We start from the raw sequence: 22,243 nt of genomic DNA, 5'->3' as shown, positions 1-22,243 counted from the left end.
GTGTCGTACGGTCCGGCCGCCACGGTACGCCGGGGGCGCCGGGGGTGCCGACCGGCGGACTACTCACTGATCTGGTCGGCGAGTTTGGTGGCCATGGACCGCGTCCTGTCCTGCAGGCTCTTGGTGTCGGGGGGAGTGCCCGCCTCTGCGGGCTCCTCGCTGTACTCCACGGTGACGAGGACGTTCGACGCGCGGAAGACCACCCGGACGGTGTGCTGCGGGGACGCCGCTCCGGCCCTGGCCGGGATATCGGCGAGGAAGGCGGCGCTGCCCAGGCCGCTGAGGGTCCGCGACTGGAGGCCGTCCGCCGGCTGTCCGTCGTCGCTCTGCCCGCTGCCCGCGGTGTCCGGGGTGCTGTCGTGTCCGCTCTTCTGCCCGCCGTTCTGCCCGGTCTTCCCGGGGGCCGGTGTGCCGCTCCGCGCATCGCTGTCCGCGTCGGAGTCCGTACCGGCGTCCGTACCGCCATCCGCGCCGGAGTCCGTACCGTCGTCCGCGCCGGTGGAGGAGTCCGTGGCGGATGAGCCGTCCGCCGGGAGGCCGGCGGCGGCGAGCTTCTGCTCGTACAGGGTTTTGGCCTGGTCGTCGTCGCTGACGGTGGTGTCGTAACTCACGACGCGTTCCATCGAGATACGCAGCCGGTGGGCGTCGGCGGGCGCGTCGGCCTTCCACCGGCAGCCCACCTGGCGGTCGGTGTCGAAGGTCGCCTCGGGTGTGCCCGCGTACGCCTTCTCCTGCTGGTCCTTCGGCAGGTCCGCCATCTCCGGGAACATGTCCTTCAGCACGCCGTGGTCGGCGGCGCGGCAGGGTTCGGGCAGGGTGGAGTACTTGCCGGGCGCCGCGGCGGGAGTGGTCTCGCCGGGCTTCGCGTCGGCGGCGGAACCATCGGCCCCGGAACCGGCCGTGCAGCCGGTGACGAGCGCTGCGAGCAGCACCAAGCCGGGAACGTAAGCCCTTCGCTGCACTGTCCGAGGCTCCCTTCGGAACGGAAAACGGATACCGCCTGCTGACGGTGACCGGACACAATGTCTATCGCACGCACTGGTGTACACGCCGGTCCGCTGTCGTTTTCGCGGATCTTGATGCGTATTTTTCTCTTTCATGTTGTTCGGGGGAATCGAGGAGCTATGTCGTATGTAGAGGTTCCGGGTGCGAAGGTCCCCATCCGGATGTGGGCCGACCCGGCGTCGGTCGAGGACGGCGCGATGCAGCAGCTGCGGAACGTCGCCACCCTGCCCTGGATCAAGGGCCTCGCCGTCATGCCGGACGTGCACTACGGCAAGGGCGCGACGGTCGGCTCGGTGATCGCGATGCACGGGGCGGTCTGCCCGGCGGCGGTCGGTGTGGACATCGGCTGCGGAATGTCTGCGGTGAGGACGTCACTGACGGCGAACGATCTGCCGGGCGATCTGTCGCGGCTGCGCTCCAAGATCGAACAGGCCATTCCGGTGGGCCGGGGCATGCACGACGACCCGGTGGAGCCGGGTCGGCTGCACGGCTTCCCGGTGGCGGGCTGGGACGACTTCTGGGCACGGTTCGACGGGGTCGCCGAAGCGGTCAAATTCCGTCATGATCGAGCTGTAAAGCAGATGGGTTCGCTCGGAGCGGGCAACCACTTCATCGAATTCTGTCTTGATGAGTCAGATTCGGTCTGGCTGATGCTGCACTCGGGCTCCCGGAACATCGGCAAGGAACTCGCCGACCACCACATCGGCGTCGCGCAGAAACTCCCGCACAACCAGGACCTGGTGGACCGCGATCTGGCCGTGTTCATCGCCGACACCCCGCAGATGGGGGCGTACCGGAATGACCTGTTCTGGGCGCAGGAGTACGCGAAGTACAACCGGGCCATCATGATGAGCCTCTTCCAGGACGTGGTCCGGAAGGAGTTCAAGAAGGCCCGGGTGACCTTCGAGCCGGTCATCAGCTGCCACCACAACTACGTGTCCGAGGAGCGTTACGAGGGCATGGACCTGCTGGTCACCAGGAAGGGCGCCATCCGCGCCGGATCCGGTGACTACGGGATCATCCCCGGCTCGATGGGCACGGGTTCGTACATCGTGAAGGGCCTCGGCAACGAGAAGGCCTTCAACTCCGCCTCGCACGGCGCCGGGCGGAAGATGAGCCGGAACGCCGCGAAGCGCCGCTTCACCACCCGGGATCTGGAGGAGCAGACGCAGGGGGTGGAGTGCCGGAAGGACTCCGGTGTCGTGGACGAGATCCCTGGCGCCTACAAGCCGATCGAGCAGGTCATCGACCGTCAGCGCGACCTGGTCGAGGTCGTCGCCAAGATCAAGCAGGTCGTGTGTGTGAAGGGCTGACCCGCAGCCGGAACGGCTGGGTCACAGCTCCCTGTGCACCTTGGTGTTGGACGCCTGGGCGCGCGGGCGGACCACCAGGAGGTCGACGTTGACGTGGCTGGGGCGGGTCACCGTCCAGGTGATGGCCTCCGCCACGTCGTCCGCCACCAGCGGCTCCGCCACACCCGCGTAGACCTTGGCGGCCTTCTCCTCGTCGCCGCCGAAGCGGGTCGTCGCGAACTCCTCCGTCCTGACCATGCCGGGGGCGATCTCGATCACCCGCACCGGATGGCCCACGATCTCCAGGCGGAGGGTCTCGGCGAGCACCCGGGCGCCGTTCTTGGCGGCCACGTAACCGCCGCCGCCCTCGTACGCCCCGTGGCCCGCCGTGGACGAGACGATCACGACCGTGCCGTCGCCGCTCGCGACCAGGGCGGGGAGCAGGGTCTGGGTGAGGTTGAGGGTGCCGATGACGTTGGTCTCGTACATCTGGCGCCAGTCCGCCGGGTCGCCGGTGGCCACCGGGTCCGCGCCGAGTGCGCCGCCCGCGTTGTTGACCAGGACGCCGATGGTGGGGAACGCCGTGGCGAACTCCTCGACGGCGGGGCGGTCGGTGACGTCCAGGGCGTACGCCGTGGCCTGGTGGCCCGCTGCGTTGATCTCCGCCGCCACGGCCTCGATCCGGTCCTTGCGGCGCGCGGTGAGTACGACCCGGTAGCCGGCTGCGGCGAGCTGCCGTGCGGTGGCTGCGCCGATGCCGCTGCTCGCTCCTGTGACGACAGCGATGCGGTTGGTGGCGGCGGGCGCGGCGGTCATGGCGGGGCTCCTCGGGAGGGCGGCGGGTGCGGCCGGGGTGGTCGGTGCGGGACGCGCTGCCAGGATATGCCCGGTCAGCGGCCACGTGGTGCGTACATGATCACGGCCATCCCGGCCAGGCAGATCAGTGCGCCCGTCACGTCCCAGCGGTCCGGGCGGTAGCCGTCGGCGACCATGCCCCAGATGATCGACCCGGCGACGAAGATCCCCCCGTACGCGGCGAGGATCCTGCCGAACTGGCCCTCGGGCTGGAGGGTCGCGACGAAGCCGTAGATGCCGAGCGCGATGACGCCGCCGCCGATCCAGACCCAGCCCCTGCTGTCCCGTACGCCTTGCCAGATGAGCCAGGCGCCGCCGATCTCGAAGAACGCGGCGACGATGAAGAGGGCGACTGAGCGGAGGAGCAGCATGGGGACAGCCTGGCAGGTCTTTCTGCGGGGCTGTTGCTGGTGGGGTGGGGTGGGGTGAGGTGGTGGGCGCAGGTGGTGAGCGTGCGGCGGATCAGCCGTCCGCGGAGCGGGGGGCCGGGCTGAACTCGCGCAGCGCGTCGGCCACGATCGCCTCCAGTCGGTGGTGGTGCGCCCCGCGCCAGTACACCCGGTGGCATACGACGCACTGGGCGAAGACGTCGTGGGAGCGCTCGGTGCCGCCCTCGATCCGCCCGCGTACGCTCTCCTTGGAGGCAGGGGCCAGCTCGCCGTTGCAGGCGCTGCACCGGGTCCAGGGCGCGAGGTCGGGGGCGAACCTGCCCAGTACGTCGCGGAGTTGTTCGTCGGGCTGGTCGCTGTAGACGTATGCCCCGGCCCACAGCTCGCGCCGTCGCAGCAGGCCCCGGTCCCGGGACAGCAGAACGCGCCGGTGCTGTGCCGAGTACCTGGCGAGGGCGGGGTCCCCGATGTCCTCGCTGAAGTACGCGCTGTCCACGCCGAGCAGCCGCAACCGCCGTGCCAGCGTGCCGAGATGGACGTCGAGCAGGAAGCGGAGCGGGGCGCCGGGCACCTGTTGGGGGCGCTCCACCGCGTGCACCTCGATGGTCTCGCCCGCGTGCGGGATGTGCGAGGACGGTACGGTCCGGCCGTCCACGGCCAGCCGGCCGGTCTCGGTGAGCGGGATGCCGGCCGACTCGATGACGTGGCCGAGCGAGGACGAGCCGTCGGTGACCAGGGTCGTACGTCCCTGGCGGCGTTCCGACGGGAGGAAGAGGCGCAGCTCAGGGGCGACTTCGAGGTGGATCTCCGGTCCGTTCACGCTGTCAGGATGTCATCGGGCCGGGGGCCGGGCCAGAGATTTCCGTTGTGTCGGGGGAGCGGCTGGGGCGCGCGCGTCGGCCGGGTCGGGCCGTCCGGCAGTCCCCGTGAACCAACCCCGTGATCCGACCCCGTGCGAGTGGGTTCGGCGGCCAGTCGGGGCCGATCCGCTGACGGGGGCGTGCCTTCGGGCGCCTCCGTGCGTTACCCCGACCATGAACGTACGTCGAATTCTCACCACCGCAGCCGCCGGATCCGCCCTCCTCGCCGCTTTCGCTCCGGCTGCCCAGGCCAGCAGCCTCGGGGGCACGCTCAGCAGCACGGCCCAGACCACGGCCGCCGTCGGCGAGCAGGCCAAGCCCATTGCCAAGAGTGTCGTCGGGAACAACGTCGGCAAGAAGGTGCACGCCGTGAAGGGAGCGGCGAAGGCCGGCGGCGACGCCCTTAAGGCGGGCAACGAACTCCTCAGCAGCTGAATCCGACTCGGAGCTGATCCGGCTGAGCAGCTGAATCCGACTCGGAGCTGATCCGGCTGAGCAGCTCAGCAGCCGATGGCCGGTTCCCGGGAGCGCCTGCTCCCGGGGACGCCGCCCCGGCCGCCCACCCGCACTTCGTCTCGTATGGCTCCGCCTGTAAGTCGCGCCACTGACAACCGGCCTGAGCCCCCTTTGGCGGTGGTCCTCCCGCCGTAGCGGTAGTGGTGGCTGACCGTCCGCTACGAGCGGGGCGAGGCGCCGTACGCGGCCGGGGGTACGCCGATCGTCGCGGTGAAGTCGCGCGTGAGGTGCGCCTGGTCGCTGTAGCCCAGTTCGCCGGCGAGCGCCGCCCAGTCGACCGCCGTGTCCGTCTCCGCGCGTTCCAGGGCCTCGTGGATGCGGTAGCGCAGGATCACCCACTTGGGGCTCACGCCGACGTACGAGGCGAAGAGCCGTTGCAGGGACCGCGGCGATACGCCTTCCCCGGCTGCCAGTTCCTCGACCCGGCGCATCGTACGGTCCGTACGCACCCGGTCCACCAGGGCCATCGCCCGGGTCGCCTGCGGGTCGGGCGACGGTGCCGTCGACAGCAGGAAGCGGTCCAGCGCGGCCACCCGTGCGTCCTCGTCGGGCGGCGTGAGGATGTCCGCCGGCCAGGCGCCGGAATCGGGGAGTGCCTCGGGCAGCGGGACACGGCGTCCCGTCCACTCCGCCACCGGACGGTCCGGTACGAAGGGGCGGAATCCGCCGGGCCGGAACTGGATGCCGCACACCGCGCCCACCCCGGCCAGCGTCTGGGTGAACAGACCGAGCCCGACACCTGCGACTTCGCCGAACGCGGGCGAGTCGCCGAAGCGCTGGAAGACGATGTTCACCGAGGGGTGCGGCACGACATGCGAGACATACGGTTCGGCCAGGTCCCAGTCGATGAGCCAGTAGCGTGCCTGAACCGGCCGTGGTCGATGAGCTCTCACCCGCGCTCGCGGACATGGCCCCGATGGCCCGCGCCGGGGGCGTCTTCGGCGAACCGGTACCGGTGCCGGCCGGGGCGTCGGCGTTCGACCAGGTGCTCGCTCTCACCGGCCGCGACCCGAACTGGAGCCGTTAGCCGATAGCCGACTGCCACTGGCCATAGCCCGGATAGCCGACTGCCGTTGGCTGATTGTCATGGGCCGTTAAAGCCGACTGCCGTCAGCCGTCGGCCTTGCCGGAGGCCCGGAGCCGCCGTCGGCGAGTCCGCCGACGAGCCGTGTTGACTAGGGCGGTGAGCGCGGAGGCGGCGAACAGCCCCGCGGTGATCAGCAGCCACCGGTCGAGGTAGACGCTGTCCGAGAGTCCGGTGTCCTGGTGGTACGGGGCCGACCTGCGGAGGATCAGCGGGAACCAGACCAGCAGCAGAAGCAGGGACAGGACCACCGGGGTGCGCAGGTGGTTGAGCCCGCGGCGTCCCACCGAAAGGCCTGCACGGTCCCTGCGCTGCGGGAGCGCGGTCTGGGCGGTGAGGTCCGCGGCGCTGTAGAGGGGCACCAGGACCAGATCGTGCAGGAGCGCGGCACCGATGAACCAGACGGCGACGGCAACGGTGCGGCCCATGAGGAGCTGCACCGCGGCGTACCCGGCGACGGTGAAGCAGCAGGCCATGACGAGCAGATGGACGGGGTGGGCGCCGTAGCGGCGCAAGAAGAGGCTCATGGTCACGTCCGGAAGGTGAGTCGGCGGACCCATTTGGTGTTGTTCACGCCGGGGTTGGCGGGAACGATGATGCGGGCGGGGTAGCCGTGGTCGATGGAGAGCGGTGCTCCATTGACGTACAGGGCGAGCAGTGAGAGCGGGTTGCTGATCTGGTTGCCCGCCAGGAGCACCTTGCTGAAGGGGCCCTGGGGCTGTACGGATTCGACCAGGACGCTGGGGGCGTGCGGCGCGCCCGCGAGTGCGGCGAGGTCGGAGAGACGTAGCCCCGACCAGCTCTGGTCGTCGGTGGACCAGCCCTCCACGCAGGCGATCGGCAGGTGGGCCGTGTGCTGCTCCATGGCGAGCAACTGGGCGCGGGTGAAGGTGAGTTTGCGTGTCCCGAGGATCTCCAGGCGCCAGCTGGGGCCGACGTCGGCCGCCCTGACGCCCACGGCGCTCGCGCTCTTGTTGATCTGGAAGCCGTTCGGGCCGTGCAGGGGGTCGCGGTTGTGCGGGGCGAGCAGCGCGGTGCGGCGCAGGGAGCCTCCGATGCTCTGCCCTGCGGTCACGACGAGCAGGGCCAGCGATCCGGCGCCGACCAGTCCGAGCGCGCCCCGCCTGCTCATGGTCGGGCGGGCGGGCGCGGGAGCGACGAGCCCGTACGGATCGGGCGGCTCCGGTTCGGTGTGCGCGGCGTCGGTGGCCAGGACCGAGCGCAGGGTACGGGAGCGCACCGCCCGCCACATCCGCCCCAGCCGTAGCACCGCATGGGCGGCGAAGGCGGCCATGAACACCCAGGCGCCGTAGAAGTGCAGGGTGTAGAAGGAGCCGGGAAAGACGTAGTCGAGCTGGATGTTGAGCACGCCGGTGACGAACTCGAAGAGGACCCCGCCGACCAGCAGGATCAGCGAGAGGCGCTCCAGTGCGTGGGCGGGGCTGAGCGCGGGCGGCCAGGTGAAGAGCTTGGGGACGACCGACCAGAGTTTGGCGAGCACCACCGGGATGAGGACGATCCCGAGTGTGACGTGGACACCCTGGTTGAGGCGGTAGAGCCAGTAGGGGTGGGTGGGCCAGGTGAACAGGTAGAAGCCCAGCAGCCCCTTGCCGGGCGTCTTGTCGTTGAGCGCCCCCAGGTCCGGGTTGTAGGCGGCGTACGACAGCAGTCCGGTGACGAACAGGACCGTGATGCCGCACAGCAGGACCAGGCCGAGGACCGCCGTCAGCCACGGGCCGCGGAGCGGACTGCGCCAGAACGCGGGGCGGAAGGGACCGGGCGGCGCTGTACCGGCCAGCACCCGCGCCCGGCCGAGCAGCCCGCCGGCCCGCCGGGCATCAGGCCCCGGCTCCTTCTGTTCCTTCCGCCAGGGGGTGGCCCCGGTCGCGGGCGGGGCAGGCCGCGGGGCGCGCTCGCGGTGTGCCCCGCCGCCACCGCTCCGGTTCCTGCTGTCGCCGCTCCCGGCCCCGCCCTCACTGCTCCCGGTCACGGCGCCCACCTGCCTGTACGGTCGCCGGAGCTGCTGCCGGAGCTGCTGCCGGAGCCGCTGCCGGAGCCGCTGCCGGAGCCGCCGGGTCGGTTGCTGCTGAATCTGCGACTGCCGGATCGCTTGCCGGATCCGTCGTCCGAAGGTGCCTGGCCATCCGCCGATCCTCGGGCCGGATTCCGTACGGGCCCGGTGTACGCGGTCGACGGGGGGCCGTACGTCAGCCGCACGGCGCAGTGCCGGGTGCCAGGTGCCCGGCATGTGGCGATGCCCGCCGGTCGGCCCGGCGTGGCGATGCCCCCGCCCGACTGCCCGCCGGGCTGCCGCCCGGCTGCCCTCCCGGTGTCGTGGTCAGTGACCGCCGGTGAGTTCGCCGGTGAGTTTCCCGTGGATCTCCGCGCTGGGACGGTTGAGGCCGACGATCTCGACGGCCTTGCCTCGCTGCTCGTATTTCGTGGTGATGGCGTCGAGTGCGGCAACGGACGAGGCGTCCCAGACATGGGAGGCCGTCAGGTCGATGACGACCCTGTCCGGGTCGGCCGCGTAGTCGAACCGGGTCACCAGGTCGTTCGACGAGGCGAAGAAGAGCGCGCCGGTCACCGTGTAGGTGATCCGGCCGCCATCCGGGTCCAGAACGGAGGTGACTCCGGCGAGACGGGCGACGCGGCGGGCGAAGATCACCATGGCGATGACGGTTCCGACGACCACCCCGATGGACAGGTTGCTGGTCGCGACGGTGATGATCACGGTGATCACCATGACGACGGTCTCGCCGGCCGGCATCCGCTTGAGCGTGGCGGGCCTGATGGAGTGCCAGTCGAAGGTGCCGACCGAGACCAGGACCATGACGGCGACCAGCGCCGCCATGGGGATCCTGGAGACGACCGGACCCAGCACGATGCACAGGATGAGCAGGAAGAACCCGGCCAGGAAGGTGGACAGCCGGGTCCGGGCCCCGTTCTTGACGTTGATCATCGTCTGGCCGATCATCGCGCAGCCGCCCATCCCGCCGAAGAAGCCGGTGACGATGTTCGCGATGCCCTGCCCGATGGATTCCCGGGTCTTGTCGGAGCGCGTGTCGGTGATCTCGTCCACCAGCTTCGCCGTCATCAAGGACTCCATCAGCCCGACCAGGGCCATCGCCAGGGCGTACGGCGCGATGACGGTCAGGGTGTGGAGGTCGAACGGTACGTCCGGCAGGCCCGGCACCGGCAGCGACGAGGGCAGCCTGCCCTTGTCGCCGACGGTGGGGACCGCGATGCCGGCGGCAACCGTGATGACGGTGAGGATCACGATGGAGACCAGCGGCGCCGGGACCACCTTCGTCAGCCTCGGGAAGAACACCATCAGGAGCAGACCCGCGCAGGTCAGCGGATAGACCGGCCAGGGCACACCGGTCAGGTTCGGTATCTGGGCGGTGAACAGCAGGATGCCCAGGGCGTTGACGAAGCCGACCATCACCGAACGCGGCACGAACCGCATCAGCTTCGCCACGCCCAGAGCGCCGAGGGTGATCTGGAACGCACCGGCCAGGATCACCGTCGCCAGGAGGTACGCCAGTCCGTGCTCCCGGGCGACCGGCGCGACGACAAGGGCCACCGAGCCGGTCGACGCGGAGATCATCGCGGGGCGGCCGCCGACGAAGGCGATCACCATGGCCATCGTGCACGCGGCGAAGAGGCCCACCTTCGGATCGACACCGGCGATGACGGAGAAGGAGATCGCCTCGGGGATCAGCGCCAGCCCGACCACGAGGCCGGCCAGCACCTCTGTACGGAAGACCGCCGGATTCAGCCAGGGAGGGCGGGCACCGGGGGCCGGGCGAGGTCCTCGTACGGAGTCGGGCAGAACTGATGAGCGCAAGGGGGAGGGAACCTGTCGTGCTCGGGCACCACCCGGATCGAGGAGCGCGCGGCAGACCGGGAGATGCGGGAGTTACGAGATGCCTGGCGGCACCCCGGCGCCATGGGGACACACGGGTCTCGCGCGGGCGCCAGTAACTCTACTGGCCAGGGCCGAGGAGTTCGCTGCCGCTCTCCGTGCCCACCTGCGCGCTCCGGCCTCCTCCCGGGACTGGCCCGGAGGTCCGCCCCGGCATTCATTTGCCCAGTGCAAAGAGTCACAAGCGTATCTTCTCTCCATATATTTTTGCATAATGCAAACATGTTGGCCATGAGTAGAGGAGTCGCACAGGCAGCAAGGGTGCGCGAGGAGCACGGGAAGCTCGCCGTGCTCGCCGCGCTGACCGGCATCGGCGCGGGGCTCGGGTCCATCGTCTTCCGCTGGCTGATCAAGACCTTCACCCAGCTCTTCTCCGGACACGCGGACTACGCGGGCGCCGGGGGGCACGCCGCGAACCCGCACGTGTCCTGGCTCGGGCCGTTCTTCGTGCTGCTCGCGCCGGTCGTCGGCGGGCTGCTGTACGGGCCGCTGGTGGACCGGTTCGCCAAGGAGGCCCGCGGCCACGGGGTGCCCGAGGTGATGCTCGCGGTCGCCCAGCGCGGCGGCCGTATCAACGCGAATGTGGCAGTCGTCAAGTCGCTGGCCTCGACGCTGACCATCGGGTCCGGCGGATCGGTGGGACGTGAGGGCCCGATCGTGCAGATCGGCTCGGCACTCGGCTCCACGCTGGGCCGGCTGGCCAAGGTCACCGAGGGGCGGATGCGGCTGCTGGTGGCCTGCGGCGCGGCAGGCGGTATCGCCGCGACCTTCAACGCTCCGCTGGCCGGCGTGTTCTTCGCGATGGAGCTCATCCTGCGGGACTTCGCCATCGAGTCGTTCGGCGCTGTCGTCCTCTCCAGCGTGGCCGCGAGCGTCATCGGCCGGGCCGCGTTCGGGAACGCCGCGTTTCTGAACCTGCCGTCGTTCCATGTCGAACACGTCGCCCAGTACGGCCTGTTCGCTCTGCTCGGCATCGCGGCCGGATGCGCGGGGATCGGCTTCACCCGCGCCCTCTACTGGATCGAGGACGCCTGCGACTGGGCGTGGCGCGGCCCCGAGTGGCTGCGGCCCGCGGCCGGCGGACTCCTGCTGGGCGTCGTCCTGCTGGCGCTTCCGGAGATGTACGGGGTCGGCTACCCGGTGCTGGAGAACGCGGCCGAGGGCCGGTACGCCGCCGGGTTCCTGCTGCTGCTCCTGGTCGGCAAGATCCTCGCCACCAGTCTGACCATCGGGATCGGCGGCTCCGGCGGGGTGTTCGCACCGAGTCTGTTCATCGGCGCGATGCTCGGTTCCGCGTACGGGACCGGAGTGCAGCAGCTACTGCCCGGCACGGCGGGGGCGGTCGGGGCGTACGCGCTGGTCGGGATGGGCGCGGTGTTCGCCGGATCGGCGCGGGCGCCGATCACCGCGGTGGTGATCCTCTTCGAGCTGACGGGTGAGTACTCGATCATCCTGCCGCTGATGCTGGCCGTCGTCACCGCCACCCTGGTCAGCAAACTGATCAGCCGGGACACCGTCTATACCCTGAAACTCCGGCGCCGCGGCATCGACCTCGACGCTGCGGCTCCCGGCGCCCCACTGGGCAGTCAGCGGGTCGACGAGGTCATGGAAGAACTCCCGTATCCGCTGCCCGCTGCGACCACGCTGTCGGCGGCCGCGCTGCTGCTCGCCCACTCCGAGCACGGCAGCCTGCCGGTGCTCGACGCCGACGACCGGTATGTCGGAACGGTCACCGCCCGTGCGGTGGCGGAGGCCCTGGCCGAAACCCCGGACGGCGGGGCCGGAGCGCCGGCCACGGCCGGGGACCTCGCCGAACTGCCGCCGGGGCTCCGCTCGGACATGCCGCTGTCGGCGGCGCTGCACGCGCTGGTCTCGGCACCGGGCACGGGACTGCCCGTACTCGACGCGGACCGGGACGCGCCGGTCGGCTGGATCACCCACCAGAGCGCACTGCGGGCGCTGCACCCGGTGACCGCGGCAGCTTAGGTCCTGCCCGGCCGGGGGCACCGGCGGCGGGAACCGGCCCGGGGCGCGGTACAAAGAACCATGAGCGAGCAACCGCACCCCACCGATTCCGGCGCCGACGCCGGCCCGGGCACTGCCCCTGGTAACGCCGCCCGCCCCGGTGCCGGCGCCGCTCCGGGCGCCGATGACGTCGACGCGGTGACGCACGCGGTGCTGACGGCGTCCCGTCTGCTGGTGGCCGTGTCGGCCAGGTCCCTGGCCGAGGTGGAGGACCGGGTGACGCTGCCTCAGTTCCGGCTGCTCGTCGTGCTGTCGACGTACGACACGGCGAAACTCGTGGTGCTCGCCGAGCTGCTCGATGTGAATCCGTCGACGGCGATGCGCATGCTCGACCGCCTCATCTCGGCCGGCCTCGCCGACCGCCAGTCCGACCCGGGCGACCGGCGGGCCACCCTGCTGCGACTCACCGCCGAGGGGCGCCGACTGGTCGAGGAGGTCACCGCCCGCCGCCGGAGGGAGATCGCGACGGTGGTGGAGAAGCTCGCCCCCGAAGACAGGTCGGCCCTGGTGAAGGCCCTGACGGCCTTCAGCGACGCGGGCGGCGAGCCGGCGGTCCAGGGCAAGGACGCCGTGCTCTACCCGCTCGGCTGGTCAGATCCGCCCGTACGCCGCTCCACCTGACAGGCTCGTCTGACACATTCGTCCGGCACGTCCGTCCGGCGCATCCGTCCGACCCACCGGAGGCAGGCGCGCTCGCAGCCCTGTTCCGCTCCATCGACCGCGGCATGGGCACATCCGAGTGGGCCGACGCCGGCACGTATCGGCAGAACGTCATGCTGCTGCGCTGAAGGGCTGCTTTGCCTGCCCGGCTGCCGCGGGTTTTTGTGCCATATTGCGCAGATATCCCCGACGAAGGGCATGTTGTGAAGTTCGCGGTCATCGGCGGTACCGGACTGATCGGTTCGCAGGTCGTCAAGGATCTGAACACCGCCGGGCACCAGGCGACACCCCACTCGAAGTCCACCGGAGTCGACGTCATCACCGGCCAGGGACTGGCCGAGGCGGTGGCCGGAGCCGACGTCGTCATCAACCTCACGAACTCCCCGACCTTCGACGACGCCTCCCATGCCTTCTTCCAGACCTCCATGGACAACCTTCTGGCCGCAGCTCACCAGGGCGGCGTCGGCCACTTCGTCATCCTCTCGATCGTCGGCACCGACCACGTTCCGGAGCTGGACTACTACAAGGCCAAGACGCTCCAGGAGCGCATCCTGTCGGCCGGGCCGATCCCCTACTCGATCGTCCGGGCAACGCAGTTCATGGAGTTCATGGACGCCGTCATGTCCTGGACCGCCGACGGCGATACCGTCCGGCTGCCCGCCACGCCGATCCAGCCGATCGCCTCCAAGGACGTTGCCGCCGCAGTCGCGGAGGTCGCCGCGGGCGCCCCGCTGAACGGCGTCCGCAACATCGCCGGTCCCGAGATCTTCACCCTGGACGAGCTGGGCCGGATCACCCTGTCCGGCAAGGGCGACAGCCGCACCGTCCGCACCGACCCCACCGCCGGGATGTTCGCCGTCGTCAAGGGCGACGTCCTCACCGACAAGGACGCCCGCCTCGCCCCCACCCGCTACACCGACTGGCTCTCCTGACCTGCTGGCGCCCTCCCGGACGCACCATGCCCGCCCTGTATCCCGATCCCGAGCCCGCGGGTGAGGCGACGGGTCATACGCCTTCACGGATTCACGGAAGCCGAGCCGGCGAATGACGGTGGCGACGCCCGGGGCGCATCAGTGCCCTGGCGAATTCAATGCGCTCCGGCGGCCCGACGGCCTCTCCCGGCACATGACGAGGGCGAGGCCCGCAAGCCCCGCCCGATACGCAAGAAACTCCAGCTCAGGGCCACACCAAGCAGTAAGCCTGATGCCCCGCGTCATGCAGGCGATGGCTGAAGTCCTGCCATTCGTGCAGCAGTTGGTACGCGTTGAACGCGTCCCGGGGGCCGCCGCGGTCCGGGACCGTCGACCAGATGAAGGCCGCGGCTCCCACCGATTCCTCGCCGACCCCGCGCAGCGGGTCCACGACCGTCATCGGGAGCTTCACGACCGCGTAGTCGGGGTGCAGCACGACCAGTTCCAGTGGGGGCACCTTGCCCAGGGGTATGCCCTGGATGCCGGTGAGGACCATGGCGGCCATCGTCTCCGGCTTTATCTTCGTGAACATGCCGCCCATGCCGAGCTCGTCGCCGCCCAGTTGCTCCGGGCGCATGGTGACCGGCACCCGGGCCGCCGTCGCGCCGTCGGGCGCGCCGAAGTACTTGTAGGTCACGCCCACAAGCCCACCACTCCTGCTTCCCGTACTCCGTGCCTTCGCCCGCGCCTCTGCCTCTCGTCGGTGCTTTCCCCTTCGGGCAGGCTCGGGACCGAGGTCATCGGTCCCCTCACCCAGTCCGCCACCGCGATGCATATCTCCACCCGACCACTCGCGGCCCCCGCCGCGCAACCCGATCATCGTGTCAGAGACCTCCCCCACGGATGTGCGGTGAAACACCTGTCCGCAATACCGTCTGCGCCTCTGACACCATGGCTTGTGTGAGCTATCCGTACGAATACGAAGCCCCAGTTTCGCAGACGCTCTTCGACCGTGCGTCCCTTGTGACCCCCGGCGGGGTGAACTCTCCCGTGCGCGCCTTCCGCGCCGTGGGCGGTACGCCCCGGTTCATGGTGTCCGGTACCGGTCCCTACCTGACCGACGCCGACGGCCGTGAGTACGTCGACCTCGTGTGCTCGTGGGGTCCGATGATCCTCGGGCACTCGCACCCCGAGGTCGTCGCCGCCGTGCAGGCCGCCGTCGCGCGCGGCACCTCCTTCGGTACGCCGGGGGAGGGCGAGGTCGCACTCGCCGAGGAGATCGTCGCCCGTATCGAGCCCGTCGAGCAGGTGCGCCTGGTGTCATCGGGCACCGAGGCGACCATGTCGGCCATCCGGCTCGCCCGCGGTTTCACCGGCCGGGCCAAGGTGGTGAAGTTCGCCGGCTGCTACCACGGACATGTGGACGCGCTGCTGGCCGCCGCCGGGTCGGGTGTCGCGACCCTCGGGCTCCCCGACACGCCGGGGGTGACCGGCGCGCAGACCGGCGACACAATCGTCCTGCCGTACAACGACCTCGAAGCCGTACGCCAGGCCTTCGCCGCCCACCCCGGTGAGATCGCCTGCGTGATCACCGAGGCGTCCGCGGGGAACATGGGTGTGGTGCCGCCCGTCGACGGGTTCAACGCCGGGCTCAAGGAGCTCTGCTCCGCCGACGGCGCGCTGTACATCTCCGACGAGGTGATGACCGGTTTCCGTACCTCGAAGGCCGGCTGGTACGGCGTCGACGGGGTCCGCCCCGACCTGATGACCTTCGGCAAGGTCATGGGCGGCGGCTTCCCGGCAGCCGCGTTCGGCGGACGTGCGGACGTCATGGCGTACCTGGCGCCCGTCGGCCCCGTCTACCAGGCGGGCACGCTCTCCGGGAACCCGGTCGCCACCGCCGCCGGGCTCGCCCAGCTGCGGCTGCTCGACGACGCCGCGTACGAGAAGGTCGACGCGGTCTCCCTGGAGATCCAGGGCCTGGTCACCGCGGCGCTCAGCAAGGAGGGTGTCGCGCACACGATCCAGACGGCGAGCAACATGTTCTCCGTGTTCTTCAGCGACAGCCCCGTCCGCGACTACGAGGATGCCAAGGCGCAGGAAGCCTTCCGCTTCACCCCCTTCTTCCACTCGATGCTGGAGCAGGGCGTCTATCTCCCGCCGTCGGCCTTCGAGTCCTGGTTCGTTTCGACCACGCACGACGAGCGGGCGGTCGAGCGCATCGCCGCCGCGCTGCCCGCCGCCGCCCGAGCCGCCGCCGAGGTGTCCGCATGAGCGACAGCAGCAGTGACAGAAGCAAAGAGATCACCGTCGTCCATCTGATGCGCCACGGTGAGGTGCACAACCCCGACGGCGTGCTGTACGGGCGCCGCCCCGGCTACCACCTCTCCGAGCTGGGCCGCCAGATGGCCGACCGGGTCGCCGAGCACCTCGCGGGCCGGGACGTCACCCATGTCGTGGCCTCCCCGCTGGAGCGTGCGCAGGAGACCGCGGCCCCGGTCGCCACCTCGCACGGCCTCGAACTCGCCACCGACGCACGGCTCATCGAGGCGGAGAACATCTTCGAGGGCAAGACGTTCGGCGTCGGGGACGGCGCCCTGAGCAGGCCCGCGAACTGGAAGTACCTCACCAACCCGTTCCGGCCGTCCTGGGGCGAGCCGTACGTGGACCAGGTCGTCCGGATGATGGGCGCCCTGAACTCGGCGCGGGACGCCGCGCGCGGGCACGAGGCGGTCTGCATCAGCCACCAGCTGCCGATCTGGACCGTGCGGAGCTTCGTCGAGCGGCGGCGCCTGTGGCACGACCCGCGCAAGCGGCAGTGCACGCTCGCCTCGCTGACGACCTTCACGTACCAGGGTGACCGGATCGTCTCTGTCGGTTACACGGAACCGGCGAGGGACCTGGTGCCGTCCCATCTCCTGGCTGGCGCAAAGCCCGCCAAAGGAAAGGCAAAAGCGTTCGGCGCATAGGGTGAAAAATAGTACCGGTTGGTCGGAACCATCACGTTAATCCCATCATCTGACCGGTTGCCCGATTGTATGGGCCGCCGGACGACGCAACAGATGGGTGACGCTATGGGCAACATGAGCAGGAGGGGCCTGCTGGGGCTGGGGGCCGGGGCTGCGGCCGCGGCCGGCCTGGCGGGCTGCGGAGCCGGCGGAAAGTCCACAGTCGGCAGTACGGAAAAGGGCAGCCGGGGTGCCGGTGCCGGCCCGGAGAAGAGTCCGGTCCGGCTGATCGGGGACGGGTCCACCGCCGACACCGGTGTCCAGCCGAATCAGCCGGACAAGCCGGTCCGGCTGGAGCCGGGGCAGACCCCGCCCCAGTTCGTGATTTTCTCCTGGGACGGCGCCGGCGAGGTCGGCAACGGCCTTTTCCCGCGATTCCTGAAACTCGCGAAAGAGCACCAGGCGGGGATGACGTTCTTCCTCTCCGGGCTGTATCTGCTGCCCGAGTCGAAGAAATCGCTCTACCGCCCGCCGAACAACCCGGTCGGCGCCTCCGCCATCGGTTATCTCAACGATGACCACATCAAGGCGACCATGAAGTACACCCGGCAGGCCTGGCTCGACGGCCACGAGATCGGGACGCACTTCAACGGGCATTTCTGCGGCACCACTTCGGGTTCGGTCGCGAACTGGACCCCCGAGCAGTGGCAGAGCGAGATCGACCAGGCCGTCTCGTTCGTCACCGAATGGCGCACGAACACCGGCTGGCACGACGAGCCCCCGCTGCCTTTCGACTACCGCAAGGAACTGGTCGGCAGCCGCACCCCGTGCCTGCTCGGCCAGGACAATCTGCTGCCCACGGCGAAGAAGCTCGGCTGGCGCTACGACGCCAGCTCGCCCGGCGGTATGCAGACATGGCCGGTCAAGCGGGGCGGACTCTGGGACCTCCCGCTCCAGCAGATCCCGTTCCCCGGGCACACCTTCGAAGTGCTCTCGATGGACTACAACATGCTGGCCAACCAGTCCAAGAATTCAACAAAGGGCATGACGTCGCAGTATCCGTACTGGCGCCGGCAGGCGGCCGACTCGTATTTCGCGGGATTCAAGCGGGCGTACGAATCGAACCGCGCACCCATGTACATCGGCAACCACTTCGAGGAGTGGAACGGCGGCCTCTACATGGATGCCGTCGAGGAAGCAATGAAGAAGATCGCGGGCCGTCCCGATGTGCGCCTCGTCTCCTTCCGGCAGTTCTGCGACTGGCTCGATGTGCAGGACCCCGCCGTGCTCGACAAGCTGCGTTCTCTCGAAGTCGGTCAGCGGCCCGAGGGCGGTTGGAACAGTTTCCTTAAGGCTGCTTGACATCGGGCTTTCCGGGCAGTGAGGGGGGTGCCCGAGATCCGGGAAACGGCCATGCGAAACTTTTCACATGGCTCTTACGTGCCCTCTCCGCCGCCGCACCGACGTCCGCCGCGCCGCCCAGCTGGGCGCAGTGGTCGCGGTCTCCGCGCTCGCTCTGTCGGCGTGCGGATCCGGCGCCAAGGTGAGCAGTTCCCAGGGCTCCCGCTACGTCACCAGCAGCAGTGGCATCGTCACCGCGGCGAAGAGCGGGCGCCAGACCGCGCCCGAGTTGTCCGGCAAGACAGTCGAGGGCAAGACGCTCGACGTGACCAGCGCCTACAAGGGCAAGATCGTGGTGCTGAACGTCTGGGGCTCCTGGTGCCCGCCGTGCCGCGCCGAGGCCGGGAACCTGGTGAAGGTCTCCAAGGACCTCAAGTCCAAGGGCGTCGAGTTCGTCGGGATCAACACCCGTGACCCCTCCACCGGCCCGGCCAAGGCGTTCGAGAAGGACTACGGCGTCACGTACCCGAGCCTCTACGACCCGAGCGGCAAGCTGCTGCTCCGCTTCCCCTCGGGCAGCCTGAACCCGCAGTCGATCCCCTCCACGGTCGTCCTCGACCGCAACGGGAAGATCGCGGCCCGGAAGGCGGGCGGGGTCGAAGAGGACACGCTGCGCAAGATGATCGACCCGCTGATCGCGGAGAAGTGATCCGGTGAGCGCGCTCGTCACGCTGGCCGCCGAATCCGGGATCGGCGGGACCGTCACCAACGGCGCCCTGCTGGTCGCCCTGCCCATCGCCGTACTCGGCGGTCTGGTCTCCTTCTTCTCGCCGTGCGTCCTGCCGCTCGTCCCCGGTTACCTGAGTTACGTCACCGGGGTCAGCGGATCGGATCTGGCGCAGGCCAGACGCGGCCGGATGGCCGCGGGCGCCGCGCTGTTCGTCGTCGGCTTCACCGCCGTCTTCGTCTCGGGCGGCGCGCTCTTCGGTTACTTCGGGCACCGGCTCCAGGAGCACCAGAGCATCATCAGCAGGATCCTCGGCGTGATGATGATCCTGCTCGGGATCTTCTTCATGGGCATGATGCCCTGGCTCACCCAGCGCGAATTCCGCTTCCACAAGCGGCCGGTGACCGGTCTGGTCGGGGCGCCGTTGCTCGGGGCGTTCTTCGGTATCGGCTGGACACCGTGCCTGGGGCCGACACTCGCGTCGGTGCAGGGCCTCGCCTTCGAGCAGGCGACCGCCGGACGCGGCGCCATACTGACCGTCGCCTACTGCCTCGGTCTCGGAGTGCCGTTCGTGCTCGCGGCCGTGGCCTTCCGCAAGGCGCTCGGCGCCTTCGGCTGGGTCAAGAAGCACTACGCCTGGGTGATGCGCATCGGCGGGATCATGATGATCGTGACCGGACTGCTGCTCGTGACCGGCGCCTGGGACCGCATCATCCAGGAGATGCAGGTCTGGTCATCCGGCTACACGGTGGGGATCTGAGTTCCACATGAGCAAGACGACAGAGACGACGGACGCCACGAACCCGGAGGCCGGGAACCCGGAGGGAACCGCTCCGGAGGACACCACTCCGGAAGAGGCCGCGGACACCGGCGTGAGCGACACCGCCGGACGCGACACCGCCGAGAGCGAGAGCGACCTCGGCGCAGCCGGGTCGCAGCTCTCCACGGCGCCCAGGGAAGATCCGGTCTCCAGCCTCCCCGCCATGGGTGTCATCGGCTGGATCCGCTGGTTCTGGCGGCAGCTGACCTCGATGCGGGTCGCGCTGCTGCTGCTGCTCCTGCTGTCGCTGGGTGCCATCCCCGGCTCACTGATCCCGCAGACGAGCATCGACGAGCTGAAGGTCACCGACTTCAAGGCCAAGCACGATGTGCTCGCGCCGATCTACGACAAGCTGGGACTCTTCCACGTCTACAGCTCGGTCTGGTTCTCGGCGATCTACATCCTGCTGTTCATCTCCCTCATCGGCTGCATCGTGCCCCGCACCTGGCAGTTCGTCGGACAGCTGCGCGGCCGTCCGCCGGGCGCGCCCAAGCGGCTGACCCGGCTGCCCGCGTACACGACCTGGCGTACGGAGTCCGAGCCCGAGGCCGTCCGCGACGCCGCGCTCGCGATGCTGAAGAAGCGCCGGTTCCGCGCGCATTCCCCCGAGCTCTCGGCTTCGCTCGAGCAGGGAGGGGCCCCCATCGGCGCTACCGTCGCATCGGAGAAGGGCTTCCTGCGCGAGACCGGGAACCTGCTCTTCCACATCGCCCTGATCGTGCTCCTGGTCTCCTTCGCCAGCGGTCAGCTGTGGAAGTCCGAGGGCGGCAAGCTGGTCGTCGACGGCGACGGCTTCTCCAACACGCTCACGCAGTACGACGACTTCAAGGCCGGCACGCTCTTCGACCCCGACAAACTGGCGCCGTTCAGCTTCACGCTGGACAAGTTCATCGGGACGTACGAGAAGAACGGGCCCAACCGCGGCACGCCCCGCAAGTACGAAGCACATGTGACGTACTCCGAGGGCGCGGACGGCAAGGACAAGAAGGGCGTCATCAAGGTCAACACGCCCCTTGAGGTCGACGGCTCGAAGGTCTACCTGGTCTCGCACGGCTACGCCCCGATCGTCTCGGTCAAGGACCCCAAGGGCAAGGAGATCTACCGGGACGCGGTGCCGCTGCTGCCCCTCGACTCCAACGCCACGTCGACCGGCGCCATCAAGGTGATGGACGGCTACCGCAACGCCGCCGGCAAGAAGGAGCAGCTCGGCTTCCAGACGATGTTCGTGCCGACCTACGCCGGCAAGGGCAAGGGCACGATGTTCTCCACTTTCCCGGGGCTCGACTTCCCGGTGATGGCCATCTCCGGCTTCCACGGCGACCTCGGGGTCAACTCGGGGCTGCCGCAGAGCGTGTACCAGCTCAACTCGAAGCACATGACGCAGTACAAGGACAGCAAGGGCAACAAGCTCGCGAAGCTCCTGCTGCCCGGCGAGACGATGAAGCTGCCGCACGGTGAGGGCTCGATCCAGTTCCTCGGCGTCAAGCAGTGGGCCAGCTTCAAGATCTCGCACCAGCCCGGCACCGACTTCGCGCTCATCGGCGCGCTGGCGGCCATCGTGGGCCTCGCCGGATCGCTGTTCATCCAGCGCCGCCGCATCTGGGTCCGCGCCGTACGGGGAGAGGACGGCGTGACCGTCGTGGAGATGGCAGGGCTCGGCCGGAGCGAGTCCGCGAAGCTCCCCGAGGAGCTGGCCGACCTGGCCGCGAAGCTCCATTCAGTGGCGCCGTCGGCGCCTGATTCCGCTGCATCCGCAGAGACTCCCGAAGGGGCCGAGAAGTGAATCTCGCCGCCGCAACCAATGAGCACCTGGCGAACATCAGCAACGTGCTCATCTATTCGTCGATGGCCGTCTACACTCTGGCCTTTTTCGCGCACATCGCGGAGTGGACGTTCGGCGCCCGCAGCAAGGTCGGCCGCACCGCCGCCGCGCTGACCGCGACCACGGCTGCGGCCCCCGCGGTACAGGTCAAGAAGCAGGGCGGCGGCACCGCCGTACTGGACCGGCCGAAGATCGTCACCCGCTCCGCCGCCGGCTCCCGCGATGTCCCCGACGGCCCCGGCGCCGCCGGCGGCACCGAGAAGGGCGACCTGTACGGGCGGATGGCGATCTCGCTGACCGTCCTCGGGTTCCTCGTGGAGGCGGGCGGTGTGGTGGCCCGCGCCATGTCGGTGCAGCGGGCCCCGTGGGGCAACATGTACGAGTTCTCGATCACCTTCTCGTCGGTGGCGGTCGCGGCGTACCTGATCCTGCTCGTCGTCAAGAAGAACGTCCGCTGGCTGGGGCTCGCCCTGGTCACCACGGTCCTGCTCGACCTCGGTGTGGCCACCACGGTGCTCTACACCAAGAGCGACCAGCTCGTCCCGGCGCTGCACTCGTACTGGCTGTGGATCCACGTCTCGACCGCGATCATCTGCGGTGCCATGTTCTACATGGGCTTCGTCGGCACCGCGCTCTACCTCTTCCGGGACAACTACGAGGCCAAGATCGCGCGTGGCGAGCAGCCGGGCGCCTTCGCCGAGTCGGTGCTCTCGCGGCTGCCGTCCGCCGCGTCGCTGGACAAGTTCGCGTACCGCATCAACGCCGCGGTCTTCCCGCTCTGGACGTTCACGATCATCGCGGGCGCCATCTGGGCAGGCGACGCCTGGGGCACCTACTGGGGCTGGGACCCCAAGGAGACCTGGTCGTTCATCACCTGGGTCGTCTACGCCTGTTACCTGCACGCCCGCGCCACCGCGGGCTGGAAGGGCCGCAAGGCCGCCTATCTGGCGCTCTTCGCCTTCGCCTGCTGGATCTGGAACTACTACGGCGTGAACATCTTCATCAACGGTATGCACTCCTACGCCGGAGTCTGAGCGGCACGCTCAGCCCTGCCGCACAT

General features: G+C 69.5%; 22 protein-coding genes. 13 read left to right on the top strand and 9 right to left on the bottom strand.

The features are described from left to right. Positions 1–59: 59 nt before the first annotated feature. The gene (locus OG210_RS11645) at positions 60–932 is read right to left on the bottom strand and encodes a DUF3558 domain-containing protein (protein WP_371540262.1); all 873 of its coding nucleotides are present in this window, start codon (positions 930–932) and stop codon (positions 60–62) included. Between the two features lie 192 nt (positions 933–1,124). On the opposite strand from OG210_RS11645, the gene OG210_RS11640 reads away from it, so the two are divergent. Continuing rightward, on the top strand, positions 1,125–2,318 hold the full coding sequence (locus tag OG210_RS11640; protein ID WP_371536200.1) for an RtcB family protein: 1,194 nt from the start codon (positions 1,125–1,127) through the stop codon (positions 2,316–2,318). 21 nt (positions 2,319–2,339) lie between these two features. Here OG210_RS11640 and OG210_RS11635 read toward each other — a convergent pair whose 3' ends face one another. The 3 genes from OG210_RS11635 to OG210_RS11625 form a co-directional block, all read right to left on the bottom strand. Further along, positions 2,340–3,113 carry an SDR family NAD(P)-dependent oxidoreductase gene (locus OG210_RS11635; protein ID WP_328329858.1) on the bottom strand — a complete coding sequence of 258 codons (774 nt, stop codon included), beginning with the start codon at positions 3,111–3,113 and terminating at the stop codon, positions 2,340–2,342. 74 nt (positions 3,114–3,187) lie between these two features. After that, positions 3,188–3,523, bottom strand: a complete 336-nt coding sequence (locus tag OG210_RS11630; RefSeq protein WP_371536196.1) for a YnfA family protein — start codon at positions 3,521–3,523, stop codon at positions 3,188–3,190. Positions 3,524–3,614: 91 nt separating this feature from the next. Continuing rightward, on the bottom strand, positions 3,615–4,361 hold the full coding sequence (locus OG210_RS11625; protein ID WP_328329862.1) for a Mut7-C RNAse domain-containing protein: 747 nt from the start codon (positions 4,359–4,361) through the stop codon (positions 3,615–3,617). 214 nt (positions 4,362–4,575) lie between these two features. On the opposite strand from OG210_RS11625, the gene OG210_RS11620 reads away from it, so the two are divergent. Beyond that, entirely contained in the window at positions 4,576–4,836 is a 261-nt protein-coding gene (locus OG210_RS11620) for a hypothetical protein (RefSeq protein WP_328329864.1), read from the top strand. Between the two features lie 239 nt (positions 4,837–5,075). Here OG210_RS11620 and OG210_RS11615 read toward each other — a convergent pair whose 3' ends face one another. Then, entirely contained in the window at positions 5,076–5,810 is a 735-nt protein-coding gene (locus OG210_RS11615; protein ID WP_371536193.1) for a helix-turn-helix domain-containing protein, read from the bottom strand. Between OG210_RS11615 and OG210_RS11610 the strand changes: the two genes are divergently transcribed. Then, on the top strand, positions 5,777–5,944 hold the full coding sequence (locus tag OG210_RS11610; RefSeq protein WP_328335720.1) for a hypothetical protein: 168 nt from the start codon (positions 5,777–5,779) through the stop codon (positions 5,942–5,944). The genes OG210_RS11615 and OG210_RS11610 overlap by 34 nt on opposite strands. Positions 5,945–6,027: 83 nt before the next feature. Here OG210_RS11610 and OG210_RS11605 read toward each other — a convergent pair whose 3' ends face one another. The 3 genes from OG210_RS11605 to OG210_RS11595 all read right to left on the bottom strand — a co-directional run bounded on the left by OG210_RS11605 (position 6,028) and on the right by OG210_RS11595 (position 9,836). Further along, positions 6,028–6,528: a hypothetical protein gene (locus tag OG210_RS11605; RefSeq protein ID WP_371536190.1), complete on the bottom strand. Its 501-nt coding sequence runs from the start codon at positions 6,526–6,528 to the stop codon at positions 6,028–6,030. A gap of 2 nt (positions 6,529–6,530) precedes the next feature. Continuing rightward, entirely contained in the window at positions 6,531–7,820 is a 1,290-nt protein-coding gene (locus OG210_RS11600; protein WP_371540260.1) for a molybdopterin-dependent oxidoreductase, read from the bottom strand. 519 nt (positions 7,821–8,339) lie between these two features. Next, positions 8,340–9,836 (bottom strand): SulP family inorganic anion transporter, encoded by a 1,497-nt coding sequence (locus tag OG210_RS11595; RefSeq protein WP_371540258.1) that lies wholly within the window; start codon positions 9,834–9,836, stop codon positions 8,340–8,342. A gap of 324 nt (positions 9,837–10,160) precedes the next feature. Between OG210_RS11595 and OG210_RS11590 the strand changes: the two genes are divergently transcribed. The 3 genes from OG210_RS11590 (at position 10,161) to OG210_RS11580 (ending at position 13,546) form a co-directional block, all read left to right on the top strand. After that, the gene (locus tag OG210_RS11590) at positions 10,161–11,915 is read left to right on the top strand and encodes a chloride channel protein (protein WP_371536187.1); all 1,755 of its coding nucleotides are present in this window, start codon (positions 10,161–10,163) and stop codon (positions 11,913–11,915) included. 60 nt (positions 11,916–11,975) lie between these two features. After that, positions 11,976–12,575 (top strand): MarR family transcriptional regulator, encoded by a 600-nt coding sequence (locus tag OG210_RS11585; protein ID WP_328329870.1) that lies wholly within the window; start codon positions 11,976–11,978, stop codon positions 12,573–12,575. A gap of 242 nt (positions 12,576–12,817) precedes the next feature. After that, positions 12,818–13,546 (top strand): NAD(P)H-binding protein, encoded by a 729-nt coding sequence (locus OG210_RS11580; protein ID WP_328329872.1) that lies wholly within the window; start codon positions 12,818–12,820, stop codon positions 13,544–13,546. A 244-nt stretch (positions 13,547–13,790) separates the two neighbouring features. On the opposite strand, the gene OG210_RS11575 is transcribed toward OG210_RS11580, so the two are convergent. Further along, on the bottom strand, positions 13,791–14,360 hold the full coding sequence (locus OG210_RS11575) for a hypothetical protein (RefSeq protein WP_266854542.1): 570 nt from the start codon (positions 14,358–14,360) through the stop codon (positions 13,791–13,793). Positions 14,361–14,476: 116 nt separating this feature from the next. Between OG210_RS11575 and hemL the strand changes: the two genes are divergently transcribed. The 7 genes from hemL (at position 14,477) to ccsB (ending at position 22,217) form a co-directional block, all read left to right on the top strand. After that, positions 14,477–15,799 carry a glutamate-1-semialdehyde 2,1-aminomutase gene (gene hemL, locus OG210_RS11570; RefSeq protein ID WP_371536182.1) on the top strand — a complete coding sequence of 441 codons (1,323 nt, stop codon included), beginning with the start codon at positions 14,477–14,479 and terminating at the stop codon, positions 15,797–15,799. Further along, entirely contained in the window at positions 15,796–16,494 is a 699-nt protein-coding gene (locus OG210_RS11565) for a histidine phosphatase family protein (protein ID WP_328329876.1), read from the top strand. Before hemL ends, OG210_RS11565 begins: the two co-directional genes overlap by 4 nt. 105 nt (positions 16,495–16,599) lie before the next feature. Then, on the top strand, positions 16,600–17,835 hold the full coding sequence (locus OG210_RS11560) for a hypothetical protein (RefSeq protein ID WP_328335564.1): 1,236 nt from the start codon (positions 16,600–16,602) through the stop codon (positions 17,833–17,835). Between the two features lie 67 nt (positions 17,836–17,902). Continuing rightward, the gene (locus OG210_RS11555) at positions 17,903–18,523 is read left to right on the top strand and encodes a TlpA family protein disulfide reductase (protein ID WP_371536179.1); all 621 of its coding nucleotides are present in this window, start codon (positions 17,903–17,905) and stop codon (positions 18,521–18,523) included. A 4-nt stretch (positions 18,524–18,527) separates the two neighbouring features. Next, on the top strand, positions 18,528–19,301 hold the full coding sequence (locus OG210_RS11550; RefSeq protein ID WP_371536177.1) for a cytochrome c biogenesis CcdA family protein: 774 nt from the start codon (positions 18,528–18,530) through the stop codon (positions 19,299–19,301). A 7-nt stretch (positions 19,302–19,308) separates the two neighbouring features. After that, positions 19,309–21,144 (top strand): cytochrome c biogenesis protein ResB, encoded by a 1,836-nt coding sequence (locus tag OG210_RS11545; protein ID WP_328329884.1) that lies wholly within the window; start codon positions 19,309–19,311, stop codon positions 21,142–21,144. Next, positions 21,141–22,217 carry a c-type cytochrome biogenesis protein CcsB gene (gene ccsB, locus OG210_RS11540; protein WP_328329886.1) on the top strand — a complete coding sequence of 359 codons (1,077 nt, stop codon included), beginning with the start codon at positions 21,141–21,143 and terminating at the stop codon, positions 22,215–22,217. Before OG210_RS11545 ends, ccsB begins: the two co-directional genes overlap by 4 nt. Positions 22,218–22,243: the final 26 nt, after the last annotated feature.

It is taken from the genome of Streptomyces sp. NBC_00466 (genome assembly GCF_041433995.1).
GTDB lineage: Bacteria > Actinomycetota > Actinomycetes > Streptomycetales > Streptomycetaceae > Streptomyces.
The sequence above is the reverse complement of the archived record's forward strand: the minus strand, read 5'-3'. Positions and strand labels throughout refer to the sequence as shown.